At 50.5% G+C, this 13,062-nt stretch carries 12 protein-coding genes; 11 read left to right on the plus strand and 1 reads right to left on the minus strand.

The features are described from left to right. The first annotated feature begins 140 nt into the window (after positions 1-140). The 4 genes from DWV73_RS00655 (at position 141) to DWV73_RS00670 (ending at position 5,077) form a co-directional block, all read left to right on the plus strand. Positions 141-2,579 (plus strand): UvrD-helicase domain-containing protein, encoded by a 2,439-nt coding sequence (locus DWV73_RS00655; protein ID WP_117795111.1) that lies wholly within the window; start codon positions 141-143, stop codon positions 2,577-2,579. A gap of 161 nt (positions 2,580-2,740) precedes the next feature. Continuing rightward, positions 2,741-3,034 (plus strand): hypothetical protein, encoded by a 294-nt coding sequence (locus DWV73_RS00660; RefSeq protein WP_022359751.1) that lies wholly within the window; start codon positions 2,741-2,743, stop codon positions 3,032-3,034. Between the two features lie 261 nt (positions 3,035-3,295). Further along, positions 3,296-4,675, plus strand: a complete 1,380-nt coding sequence (rlmD, locus tag DWV73_RS00665) for a 23S rRNA (uracil(1939)-C(5))-methyltransferase RlmD (RefSeq protein ID WP_117795113.1) — start codon at positions 3,296-3,298, stop codon at positions 4,673-4,675. A 24-nt stretch (positions 4,676-4,699) separates the two neighbouring features. Beyond that, positions 4,700-5,077 (plus strand): hypothetical protein, encoded by a 378-nt coding sequence (locus DWV73_RS00670; protein WP_107001672.1) that lies wholly within the window; start codon positions 4,700-4,702, stop codon positions 5,075-5,077. On the opposite strand, the gene DWV73_RS00675 is transcribed toward DWV73_RS00670, so the two are convergent. Continuing rightward, positions 5,055-5,864, minus strand: a complete 810-nt coding sequence (locus tag DWV73_RS00675) for a YihY/virulence factor BrkB family protein (RefSeq protein WP_107001577.1) — start codon at positions 5,862-5,864, stop codon at positions 5,055-5,057. The genes DWV73_RS00670 and DWV73_RS00675 overlap by 23 nt on opposite strands. Positions 5,865-6,154: 290 nt before the next feature. Here DWV73_RS00675 and DWV73_RS00680 point away from each other — a divergent pair, with 290 nt between their 5' ends. The 7 genes from DWV73_RS00680 (at position 6,155) to hflX (ending at position 12,856) form a co-directional block, all read left to right on the plus strand. Then, positions 6,155-7,096, plus strand: coding sequence for a metallophosphoesterase (locus DWV73_RS00680; protein ID WP_117795740.1), 942 nt, complete (start codon positions 6,155-6,157; stop codon positions 7,094-7,096). Between the two features lie 160 nt (positions 7,097-7,256). After that, positions 7,257-8,075, plus strand: a complete 819-nt coding sequence (locus DWV73_RS00685; RefSeq protein ID WP_117795115.1) for a segregation/condensation protein A — start codon at positions 7,257-7,259, stop codon at positions 8,073-8,075. Then, positions 8,059-8,667, plus strand: coding sequence for an SMC-Scp complex subunit ScpB (gene scpB / locus DWV73_RS00690; protein ID WP_117795117.1), 609 nt, complete (start codon positions 8,059-8,061; stop codon positions 8,665-8,667). The genes DWV73_RS00685 and scpB overlap by 17 nt, the downstream gene beginning before the upstream one ends. Positions 8,668-8,848: 181 nt before the next feature. Continuing rightward, on the plus strand, positions 8,849-10,030 hold the full coding sequence (gene gltS, locus DWV73_RS00695) for a sodium/glutamate symporter (protein ID WP_107001574.1): 1,182 nt from the start codon (positions 8,849-8,851) through the stop codon (positions 10,028-10,030). A 301-nt stretch (positions 10,031-10,331) separates the two neighbouring features. Next, positions 10,332-10,763, plus strand: coding sequence for a dUTP diphosphatase (locus DWV73_RS00700; RefSeq protein WP_117795742.1), 432 nt, complete (start codon positions 10,332-10,334; stop codon positions 10,761-10,763). Between the two features lie 18 nt (positions 10,764-10,781). Continuing rightward, positions 10,782-11,591 (plus strand): tetratricopeptide repeat protein, encoded by an 810-nt coding sequence (locus DWV73_RS00705; RefSeq protein ID WP_117795119.1) that lies wholly within the window; start codon positions 10,782-10,784, stop codon positions 11,589-11,591. 14 nt (positions 11,592-11,605) lie between these two features. Next, a complete protein-coding gene (hflX, locus tag DWV73_RS00710) occupies positions 11,606-12,856 on the plus strand; it encodes a GTPase HflX (protein ID WP_117795120.1) in 1,251 nt (416 codons plus the stop codon). Positions 12,857-13,062 lie beyond the last annotated feature (206 nt).

Here is a 13,062-nt window from a genome sequence, read left to right on the forward strand (position 1 = left end):
CCAGATAGCAAGGAGAAATTTAAAATCAATGAAAATTCCGTGACATCCAAGAGAAAATAGATTATACTAGAGCGTATTCGAACATACTTTTTGTCATTAAAAATAGATTATATAAGAGTATAGAAGGGAACGAAATATATATGAGCAAATACGACACACTTAACCCGATGCAGCGGGAGGCGGTTTTTCACACGGAGGGACCACTCCTGGTTCTGGCAGGCGCCGGTTCAGGAAAGACGCGCGTCCTGACACACCGGATTGCGTATTTAATCGAGGAAAAACGGGTGGCGCCGTGGAATATCATGGCGATCACATTTACCAATAAAGCGGCGGCGGAGATGCGCGAGCGTGTGGATAAGATTGTGGGGGAAGGCGCGGAGGCGATCTGGGTCAGCACTTTCCATTCGAGCTGCGTTCGGATTCTGCGCCGGTTTATCGACCGTCTGGGATATGACACGAATTTTACTATCTATGACGGCGACGACCAGAAAACGCTGATGAAGCAGGTGCTCAAGAAAATGCAGGCGGATCCGAAGCAGTTTAAGGAGCGGGCGGTGCTGTCACGGATTTCTGCGGCGAAAAATGACCGGATCACGGCGGATGAGTTTGAGCAGCAGGCGGGAGCGGACTTCCGGGAGAAAAAGATTGCTCAGATTTACCGGGAATACCAGAAAGAACTCAAGAAGAATAATGCCCTGGATTTCGACGATCTGCTGGTGAAAACGGTAGAGCTTTTCGAGGCAAACGCGGATGTGCTGGAATATTATCAGGATAAATTCCGGTATATCATGGTGGACGAGTACCAGGACACGAACCTTGTACAGTTTAAGCTGGTCGATCTGCTGGCAAAGAAGTACAGAAATATCTGTGTGGTCGGTGATGATGACCAGTCGATCTACAAATTCCGCGGGGCAAATATCGAAAATATTTTAAGTTTTGAGAAAGCATTTCCGGGCGCACGCGTTATCAAGCTGGAGCAGAACTACCGTTCCACCCAGAGCATCCTGAACGCGGCAAATGAGGTGATCCGCCACAACCGCGGCAGAAAGGACAAGACGCTGTGGACGGCGAATGACGAGGGACCGAAGGTGCGCTTCCGTCAGTATGACACGGCATACGAGGAGGCAGACGCCATTATCCGTGATATTGAGCGTGAGAAAGAAGAGAAAAATGCGGAATATTCGGATTTTGCCGTGCTGTACCGTACCAATGCACAGTCGCGTCTTCTGGAGGAAAAATGTATTTATTACAGCATTCCGTACCGGCTGGTCGGTGGCGTCAATTTCTATCAGCGCAAGGAAATCAAGGATATTCTCTGCTATTTAAAGACGATTGCGAATGGGCGCGATGATCTGGCGGTTCAGCGTGTCATCAATGTGCCGAAGCGCGGCATCGGTGCGACCTCGATCGGAAAAGTGACGATCTATGCGTCTGCCAATGGCATGAGCTTTTATGATGCGCTGCTGCGCGTGCGCGGCGTGCCGACGATCGGCAAGGCGGCGGATAAGATCGAGAAGTTTACGGAGCAGATCGAAAACTTCCGGTCGCGGCTTTCGGCCCTTTCGATCCCGGAACTTATCGAGGCGATTCTGGAAGAAACGGGATATAAGAAGGATCTGGAGGCGGAAGGCGAGATCGAGGGAGAAACACGTCTACAGAACGTGGAAGAGCTGGTTAATAAGGCGACTGGCTATATGAGCACGGCGGAGGAACCGACGCTGGACGGATTTTTGGAGGAGGTTGCGCTGGTAGCGGATGTAGATAGTCTGGACGAATCCGAAAACAGGATTGTCCTGATGACTTTGCACGGCGCAAAAGGTCTGGAATTTCCGTATGTCTATTTAAGCGGCATGGAGGACGGGCTGTTTCCGAGCAGCATGTCCATCTTTTCGGATGATAAGGACGCCATCGAAGAAGAACGGCGTCTCTGCTATGTCGGAATCACCCGTGCGGAGAAAGAACTGACGCTGACGGCGGCGAGACAGCGCATGGTCAATGGAGAAACGCGGTTTGCGAAGGTCAGCCGCTTCATCGAGGAGATTCCGCCGCAGCTTCTGGACGAGGAAGAGCAGCCGACCGTCTTTGAACGGGCTGCTGGTATGAGCCGGGGCGGACGCGGATTTGAAGATTCGGGGACTTCTGGCTGGACAACGGGCAGCTTTGGTGTATCTGGCGCGGGAGACGGCGACCGGGTGCGGATTGGCGGAATGTCTGGAAAACACCCTCTTTCAGAGAACGATGCCGCCTGGGAGCGCGGCGCAGCCCGGATGAGCGGCTGGGGCGGTGTGAATGGTTCCGGAAGTGCTGGTTCTAGCCGCACGCTGGATCCATATAAGAGCGCTTATAGTTCCAGCAGCCGTCCAGCCAGCCCGGCACCGTCATTTGGCAAGGCATTTACGGTCCAGAAGGCCGACCATCTTTCCTACGGCGAGGGCGACCGAGTCCGCCACCTCAAATTTGGCGAGGGAACGGTGCAGAAGATCGCGGACGGCGGCAAGGATTTTGAGGTGACGGTTAATTTTGACCGCGTGGGCGTGAAAAAAATGTTTGCTTCATTTGCAAAACTGGTGAAATGTTAGACCGTGTTTGCCGTATTGTTACGGTACACGTATGCGAAAACAGTAATGCCGTATTAAAACATTTTCGCCAGATCCAATAAAAAATATAGTAAAATCGGCTGAGAGATGGTATAATAAAATCAAGAATTGCGGATCAAAACGCGGGAAAGGATGTGGAGTGTATGAATAAATTTGATATGATGAGCAAAGATGCGCTCTCCAGAGTAGAAGAGATCATGAATGCAACCAAACTGAATGAATTCCTTCACAGAAAAGAAGAAGAGGAGAAACAGAAAAACTGTATTCTCTGGATTTTAGCCATTATCGGTATTGTAGCAGCAGTTGCAGCGATTGCATACGGCGTATATCGTTTCTTTACTCCAGATTATCTGGAAGATTTCGAGGACGACTTCGATGATGATTTCGACGACGATTTCTTCGAGGATGAGAGCGACGAGAAAGAAAAGAAAGACTGATTGTGATAATTTAGTCAATGAATCAGAATAAATACTGCGCGGAACCGGAAAATCGGTTTCACGCAGTATTTTTTATGCCATAGGAAAGTTTGTAGATAAGTTTGTATTTTTTATATCTTGGAAAAAGAAAAAAATTCCTGTATACTATAAAGATATGAATTAGAACCGCAGATGGAAATTAGCTGTGAGTTGAAGAATCATTTGCAGTTGGTGATTATAGTGCGGTAAAAGCCACTGAGAGAAGGAGCTATATAGTTATCAATGAAAAAAGGTGAGATTTACGAAGGAACTGTAGAACGGATTGAGTTTCCAAATAAGGGCATAGTTGTGATAGATGGAGAGAAAGCGATCGTCAAAAATGCGCTTCCGGGACAGAAGATCCGGTTCCGTATCAATAAAAAGCGCGGCGGTCGATGCGAGGGTATGCTTTTGGAGGTTGTCGAGCACTCAAAGTTAGAGACGGCAGAGGATGTATGCCCGCATTTTGGTATCTGCGGCGGATGTCTTTATCAGCCGATTCCGTATGAGGAACAGCTTGCGATCAAGGAAAAACAGGTTCGTTCCCTTCTGGATGCGGTATGTCCGGAATATGAGTTTGAGGGCATCTTAGGCAGCCCGCTGGTGCAGGGCTACCGGAATAAGATGGAGTTTTCCTTCGGTGATGAGGTCAAGGATGGTCCTATGTCGCTGGGAATGCACAAGCGCGGCAGTTTTTATGATGTGGTTACAACCGGTGAATGCCATATCGTGCATCCGGATTTTTGCAAGATTCTTGTCTGTACAAAAGAATATTTTGAGGAAAAGAAAGTTGGATTTTATAAAAAAATGCAGCATACCGGCTATTTGCGCCATCTTCTGGTGCGCCGTGCGATCAAGACAGGGGAGATTCTGGTCGATCTGATCACGACAACACAGACGGATACCTTTGAGGGAACCGAGGAAGCACTTTTACGGGGATGGACGGAGTGCCTTCAGGCACTTCCTATGGAGGGAAGCTTTGCGGGCATTCTGCATACCAAAAATGATACATTGGCGGATGCCGTAAAAGATGAGGGGACGGACATTCTGTTCGGACGCGAGCATTTTTACGAAGAGCTTTTAGGGCTGCGGTTCCAGATCTCGCCGTTTTCTTTTTTCCAGACGAACTCATTGGGCGCGGAGGTACTGTACGAGAAAACGCGTGAGTATGTGGGTGAGACGAAGGGAAAAGTCGTATTTGACCTTTACAGCGGCACCGGCACGATCGCGCAGATCCTCGCACCGGTGGCGGAGAAAGTAGTCGGCGTGGAGATTGTCGGGGAAGCAGTCGAGGCAGCCCGTGAGAATGCGGCGCGCAACGGACTTGGCAACTGCGAATTTCTGGCGGGGGATGTCCTCAAGGTGGTGGACGAGCTGGAAGAAAAGCCGGATCTGATCGTTCTGGATCCGCCGCGCGACGGAATCCATCCGAAGGCGATCGGAAAGATTTTGAATTTTGGCGTCAGCCACATGGTTTATGTGTCCTGCAAACCAACCAGCCTTGCGAGGGATCTGGAACCGATCCAGGCGGCAGGATATCAGGTGGATAAGGTGTGCTGCGTGGATATGTTCCCGCATACTGCCAATTGTGAGACGGTGGTTTCATTGACGCGGAAGAAATAAGATCCCAAAATGGATGTGGGAAAAATGGATGAAACAAAAGAGAATGAAATAAAACCAGATACAGCAGATTGCCAGGTACAGGAGACAGCTGTGCAGCGCCGGAAGAGGGAGACTTTACTGCGCGAACAGACGCCGGATGCCCTGTGGGAAGCGATTCTTGCATTTGAGGGGGCAATATTTTACACGGCGAAAGGGCTGGAATATTCGTACACGATCCGGGGCAACGAGATGTTTGTCAGCCGGAAAGAAAAGTCGGTCACGCGTGCAAGCATCCTGGTGGCGTATAAAAAAGCGCAGGAGCTTGGCTGCGTGACCGGACCAAAGCAGCTGGGAGTGTTTGGGGCAAGCTATCTGTATCCGGTGTTCCTGAGGCTGGGGATTATCTGCGCCAGTGCTGGTTGATTTCCGCACCGAAAAACAGGATGCATATGCAGGCGTACAGCCACAGCATCAGGATCACGACGGCGGTCAAGCTGCCGTACATATAAGAATAATTACTGAAATGGTTGAAGTAGATGGAAAATCCGTAGGAACATCCGATCCATCCGACGGTGGAAATCAGCGCACCGGGAAGCTGGAGACGGATATCCTGCCGTTCATAGGGCAGCCAGGTGTACAGCGCGACGAAAAAGAGCGTCAGCAGCGCCAGCGCAAGAAACGTCCGGAGACTAATCAGGCAGGAAACGAATCTGTCCAGCATCGGAAAGTAACGGAATAGCAGGCGCTGCAGGGAGGAACCGAACACCATCAGAACCAGGGAGAAAATGCACATCAGGAGAAAAACAATGGTATAGCCAGAGTTGATGATACGTCCTAAAAGGTAATTTCTGCGCTTGCGGCAGCCGATGATCCGGTTTAAGCCGCGCTCGATTCCAAGCATGCCGCGGGCAGCCGACCAGATGGTTGCCACGGTGGTAACCGAGAGCAGGGCGGCCGGGGATACAGTCTGGATGTCCTGGATTACCGATTCAATCAGCGGGTGGATGCTGGAGGGAAGAAGCTGTGTCATCACGTGCATCAGATCCTCCGGGCTGACGGCGGGGATGAGCTGGATCAGCGTCAGCAGAATCATGATAAAAGGTGCGGCAGAGAGAACGATAAAAAAAGAAGCCTGGGCGGCGTACACCGTGACTTCGTCTTTGATGAAATCGTTGTAAATCCGTTTACAGTTCAGGAGAAAAGAAAGCATGAAAAACCTCGCTTGATTTATGTTATTAAGAAAATATCCGTAACCGGCTCATTTCCCTTTGAAAAATGGCTGACGATAGGTGAATGCCATTTCAGTGTTGTTAAAAGTATATTATCATGAGGTCGAAAAAATAGCAACGGATTTGCCTGTCTTGACGAAAACACCGGTTTCCCGTATGATAACAGGATAGAAATGATTCGGGTCTGCAGGGCATAAGGATGGCAGTGATGCGGACAGCAGCCAAAATCAGCCGGCAGCCAATTGGAAAATGGGACATGGGAGGAAACAAAATGATCGCAATCACAGCATGTGCGGCGGCACTGGCAGCCGTGACAGTGGGGCTTTTGCTCCGCTCGGAATATGAAAAAAAACATTTTGTGACCGACCAGTATGAGATAGAGAGTCCGAAGCTGCCGGATGGCGCTGCGTTCCGCTGCGTATTTTTGTCGGATCTGCATGATAATGTGTATGGAACGGACAATGAGCCGCTGGTGGCGGCGATCCGCGCATTCAAGCCAGATGCGGTGCTGATCGGCGGCGATATGATGGTCTGTAAAGGAAAAGGAGATTTAACCGTCACGGTATCGCTTCTGGAAAAATTGACCTCCTTTGTGCCGGTTTACTATGCGAACGGAAATCATGAGGAGCGGATGAACCGGGAGCGGGATGTGTACGGAGATTTGTATGATCGGTTCCAGATAGAATTAAAACGTCTGGGGGTTCATTATTTGTCGGATCGGAGCGAGGAGATCAATCCGTGGATCCGGGTGACTGGGTGCAATTTGCGGGAGATATATTATAAGCATCATTTCACGGTGCCGGAACTGCCGATGGAAGAGCTTTCGGGGCGGGTTGGAACTGCGGCAGAGAAGACGTGTTTTCATCAGATGAAAGAATCGTTTTCTCCTGACTTGGCGGAAAAGGAGCGAGAAGCCGGACATGAAATGTATGAGATATTATTATTTCATTCTCCCCTCTTTTTTGAGACCTACCGGAAATGGGGCGCGGATCTGACGCTTTGCGGACATTTCCACGGCGGAACCATCCGGATCCCGGGGCTGGGAGGCGTGATGACGCCGCAGTACCAGTTTTTCCTGCCATGGTGCGCCGGACGGTTTGATGCGGACGGAAAGACGATGATCGTCAGCCGGGGGCTTGGGACGCATTCGATCAATGTGCGGCTGAATGACCGGCCAGAGCTGGTTTGTGTGACGTTGCGGGGAAAACAATAGAGAGATTCTGGTTATTGTACACGGGTAGGCACTTTTGGAACCGAAAGTGCCGTAAGAAAACGTGGTGGCAGCAGGAATAACTCTTCGGCACAGGTGGATGTATACGGAATTTGGTATATGATTGTAGAAAAAGCTGGCTAAAAGAAGGAGTTCGGAAAGAATGGAAATTTCCTATAAATTAGATAATTTTGAAGGACCGTTGGACCTGCTGCTTCATCTGATTGAAAAAAATAAAGTAAGTATCTACGATATTCCGATCGTCCTGATTACGGAGCAGTATCTGGAATATGTTAATCAGATGGATCATGAGGATCTGGATGTGGTCAGCGATTTTCTGGTGATGGCGGCGACGCTTCTGGACATCAAATCGCGGATGCTCCTTCCGAAGGTGGAAAAAGAAGAGGAAGAAGACGAGGAAGATCCGCGCGCCGAGCTGGTGCGCCGGCTGTTGGAATATAAGATGTATAAATATATGGCGCAGGAGCTGGAAGAGCGGGAGCAGGAGGCAGAGCTTCTCTTTTTTAAGGAACCGACGATTCCCCGGGAGGTGGCGAAATATGAAGAACCGCTGGATCTGGACAAGCTTCTGGATGGTCTGACGCTGGCAAAGCTGCAGAAAGTGTTTGACGCGGTCATGAAGCGGAATGCCAATAAGCTTGACCCGGTGCGAAGCCGGTTCAGTACGATCCGCAGGGAACCGATCAGCCTGGAGCAGAAGGTAAGGTCGGTGCTTTCTTATGCGCGGGAACACCGTCATTTTAAATTCAGCGATGTGCTGGAGAGGGAATCCGATCGCCTGGAGATAGTCGTGGCGTTTCTGGCAGTGCTGGAGCTGATGAAGATGGGACGGATTCATCTGGTGCAGGAAAAATTGTTTGATGAGATGCAGCTCGATACAGTGGATGTGGATGAAACGGAAGACGAGGCAGAGCTGGAACTGTCGACGGAGGAAGGAGAAGAGTATGCCAGAATTAGATGAAAAACGCGAGGAAGCCATCGTGGAATCGGTTCTCTTTACAATGGGAAAATCGGTTGAGCTGCGCCAGCTTGCGGCGGCGCTCGGGACGGATACAGAGCGCGCGGAAGCGGCGGTCAGACGATTACAGAGCCGTTATGAGGCAGAAAAGCGGGGCATGCAGATCACGCAGCTGGAGGACAGCTGGCAGATGGCGACCCGCGCGGAATATTATGAGAATCTGATCCGGGTGGCAGCAACGCCGAAGAAGCAGATTTTAACGGATGTTGTGCTTGAGACACTCTCGATCATTGCTTATAAACAGCCGATCACGAAGCTTGAGATTGAAAAGATCCGCGGGGTTAAATCGGATCACGCGGTCAATAAACTGATTGAGTACAATCTCGTTTACGAGGTAGGGCGTTTGGATGTGCCGGGACGTCCGGCATTGTTTGCGACGACGGAGGAATTTTTGCGCCGGTTTGGAGTCGGATCGACGAAAGAACTGCCGGAACCGGAACCGGGACGAATCGACGAGTTCCGCATGGAGGCGGAGGAAGAGCTGAAGTTTGAGGGGAAACTGCCGGAAGAGGCAGAGAAGGAAATGAAATATTAACGTTTTCTTAACAATATTCATTCAATTCTGACATTAACAGATTCTTAACATCATATTTCTGTATTTTCTTGTAACTTTTTGTAGCCAACGTGGAAAATGAGGTCAACACAAACAAACAAGCAGCTCTTTCAAATCGCTACATAAATGAAAGAAGCCAGCAAAACAAAAGGGGGAATTGTTTATGTTGACACTTGAGCTTGATATGTATCAGGCGTGTGCTCTTGGCGCACTGGTCTACTGTCTGGGAAGATTGCTTGTACAGAAGCTGCCCTTCCTGAGCAAGTATTGTATACCGGCTCCGGTTGCGGGCGGTGTCGTATTTGCATTCGCTCATCTGGCGTTGTATGCAACAGGAGTTCTGGAGCTTTCCTTTGATACAACCTTACAGAGCGTATTTATGACGATCTTCTTCTGCAGCGTCGGTTTTACCGCCTGCTTCCGTCTGTTAAAGAAGGGCGGCGTTCAGGTATTTATGTTCCTGGCGCTGGCAGTTGGTATCTGTATCGTGCAGGATGCAGTCGGCAGCGGTCTGGCAGCAGCGTTTGGTCTGAATCCGCTTCTCGGCTTATGTATGGGTTCTATGCCGTTAGTTGGAGGTCACGGAACGAGTGGTTCCTTCGGACCGCTTCTGGAGCAGGAATACGCAGTTGTAGGCGCAACTACAGTTGCCTTGGCATCCGCTACATATGGTCTGGTATCCGGCAGTATGATGGGTGGTCCTATCGCCCGTGCCCGTGTTGAGAAACACCATCTGAAATCAACCGCAGCCGAGGAAGGCAATGCAGTTGACGAAGTAGCATCGCCGATCGACGGTCAGAAATTCACCACCGCGGCTGTATTCCTTGCAGTTGCAATCGGTGTTGGTACCTTCATTTTCGCGTTCTTTAAGAGCATTGGTCTTACATTCCCGACTTACATCGGTGCGATGCTGGCAGCAGCCGCTATCCGTAATATCTGGGATGTACAGCACAAAGATCTTCCGATGGAAGAAGTTGACGCACTGGGCGGTCTGTCCCTGAACCTGTTCTTAGCGATGGCAATGATGAGCCTGAAGCTGTGGCAGTTAGCAGCTCTGGCACTTCCGATGATTGTTATCCTGTTAGTTCAGACGGTTGTTATGTTCCTGTATGCAAACTTCCTTGTATTCAACATCATGGGCCGTGATTACGAGGCAGCTGCTATGACCACCGCATTCTGTGGTTTCGGTATGGGCGCAACCCCGAACGCAATGGCAAACATGAGAGCACTGGTAGAGCGCTATGGTCCGGCTCCGCGTGCATTCTTCATCGTACCGTTAGTAGGAAGCTTATTCGTAGACTTCTTTAACTCCATGGTACTGACTACTTTTATGAACCTCTTATAATTTGACGGCTGGTTCAGCAAAGTATCCATTTAAAATATTCTGATATTGAAGTAGCTCCAACCTATTTCCTTCCCGGCGGTTCTGGATTTCCAGGCCGTCGGGATTTTTTGCGCGCAACGAGCGAAAGTCCGTGCCTGCACGAATTAATACTTTCGGAAAACGCGCGCGTGTGGTATTATAGAGAAACTGGAAAGTTGAAAAATATTTTTCGGGGAGGTGCTTTGTGAAAAACAAACCTGCAAGGCAGCCATTACCAGATAAAATGTGACATAAGAAAGGATTTCATACAGATATGAACAGCATGAACATAAAGATCAAATATTTCACAGACGCCATTGACCGCCTCGCCTACATTGACGGCAAATCTGACTGGATCGACCTGCGTGCGGCGCGTGAGGTGGTGCTGAAAAAGGGTGATTTTGCCCTGATTCCGCTTGGCGTGGCGATGGAGCTGCCGAAGGGCTATGAGGCGCATGTAGTTCCGCGCAGCAGTACCTTTAAAAATTTCGGCATCATCCAGACCAATCATATGGGTGTGATCGATGAGAGCTACTGTGGGGACAACGATCAGTGGCATTTTCCGGCATATGCGCTGCGTGATACAGTGATCCATGTCAATGACCGCATCTGCCAGTTCCGCATCATGGAGCATCAGCCGAAGATCGTATTTGAGGAGACGGAAAAGCTTGACAATAAAGATCGCGGCGGGATCGGAAGTACGGGAAAGAATTAATAAAAAGGTTTGGTAAAAATGAAGCAGATAAAGAGGTTAAAACGAGAAAAAGTAAGTCTTTTTCTGGCAGCAGCGGTGCTTTCACTGGGCATCCTTTCCGGCTGCGGCGGTGAATCGAAGGAAGCGAAAGAAGCGCGTATGACCGGAATCGAGCAGTTAAATGCAGGTAATTATCAGGATGCGATCGATTCGTTTGGAAAAGCGCTGGATGAGAGCGATGGGATCGTCAATTCTTTTGAACTGGATGTTTTAAAATATCGCGGCGAGGCAGAATACAAACTGGCGGATTATAAGGCGGCAGCGCAGACCTATGGAATTCTGGCGGAGGTAGACGGCGGAAAAGTGGAATACCTCTATTATAAAGCGGCATCGGAGGCAGCAGCCGGACAGGCGGAGGATGCCGAAAAGGATTTTGCGGCAGCGGAGGAAAAGGCGAAGAACAGCAAAAAGAGCAGCGCCGCGGCTCCGGGTGTGAGTCTGGCGTTTACGGCGCTTGCGTCGGCGGCGCGGGATGCCGGGGACAGTGAACTCGCAGCCCAGTATTGCAATCAGGCGATCGAGCGCGGCGTGTCGGGACCGGAGATTTATAATCAGCTTGCGATCAGTGAAATGGAGGCTGGCGATTATGAGAGCGCGATGTCCCATTATGAGGAGGCGCTTTCGCTGGCAGACAGTGAGACGGCGCTGGTAATCCGGCAGAATATTGCGGTTCTCTATGAGAAAGAGGGCGATTTTGCGAAGGCGCTGGAAGAGTTTAAGGAGTGTCAGGCAGCCGGTGCGGACACGCCGGAGGTGCAGAAGGAAATCCGTTTTCTGGAAAGCCGGTAAATGTTGGAGGTAATATGGCAGAATTGTTCGATATGAAAGAACTGGAGGAGCGCGTCATTCTGGTGGCGGTCAGCACCTCAGATGAAGATGATACGGAGGCGTCCCTGGATGAGCTGGAAGAGCTGGCGGATACTGCCGGGGCGACGGCGATCGGGCGTCTGGTGCAGAACCGGGAGAAGATTCATCCAGGCACCTATCTGGGCAGTGGAAAGATCGGGGAACTGCGGGAGATGGTCTGGGAAATGGGCGCAACCGGCGTGATCTGCGACGATGAACTGTCCCCGGCACAGCTTCGCAATCTGGAATCGGCGCTGGATACGAAGGTAATGGACCGGACGATGGTCATTCTCGATATTTTCGCGGCGCATGCGACGACGAGCGAGGGAAAAATCCAGGTTGAGCTGGCACAGCTGCGTTACCGCGCAGCGCGCCTGGTCGGACTGCGCAGTTCCCTGTCCCGTCTGGGCGGCGGTATCGGTACGAGAGGACCGGGTGAAAAGAAACTGGAGATGGACCGCCGTCTGATTCATGAGCGGATCGGGCAGCTAAAGTCGGAACTGGAAGATGTCAAACGCCACCGCGAGGTGACGAGAAAACAGCGCGACCGGAAATATACGCTGTCGGCGGCGATCGTCGGCTACACGAATGCCGGTAAGTCAACGCTTTTAAACACTCTGACGGGTGCAGGAATCCTGGCACAGGATAAACTGTTTGCGACGCTGGATCCGACGACGCGTGGATTAAAGCTGGCGAGCGGACAGGAGATCCTGCTGACAGATACGGTCGGATTCATCCGCAAACTGCCGCACCATCTGATCGAGGCGTTCAAGAGTACGCTGGAGGAGGCACGTTATAGTGATATTGTCCTCCATGTGGTCGATGCGTCGAATCCGCAGATGGACACGCAGATGTATGTCGTATATGATACATTGCGTCAGCTGAAGATCGGCGATAAGACGGTGGTAACAGTCTTTAACAAGATGGATCAGGTGGAACAGCCGGAGACGCTGAAAGATCTGCATTCTGATTATCAGGTGCAGATTTCCGCGAAGACGGGCGCGGGGCTGGACGAGCTGAAGGATATTCTGGAAATGATTCTGCGAAACCGAAAGATTTATCTGGAAAAGGTATTTTCCTACCAGGAAGCCGGACGCATCCAGACGATCCGCAAATACGGTCAGCTTTTAAAAGAAGAGTACCGGGAGGATGGCATTTACGTGGAGGCGTATGTGCCGACGGAGCTCTACGCAGGGCTGATGCGCTAACAGGCAGATGATAGGTTACCGTGTTACGGTTCACGTATACGTGCCCAGTAACGGAATTTGCCGTGGCTTCGCATTTAAATACGGCAAATTCCTGCTGCCACCACGTTTTCTTACGGCACCTTTGAAATTCCCGGGAATTGACTTTTTATTTTAAATTTGTTAGAATGTAGCATATTTATGGCTGTACAGAATGCTGGAAGGCAGAT

Origin of the sequence: Clostridium sp. AF12-41, from assembly GCF_003461685.1 — a bacterium.
In the GTDB taxonomy this organism is placed as follows: Bacteria; Bacillota; Clostridia; order Lachnospirales; family Lachnospiraceae; genus Otoolea; species Otoolea fessa.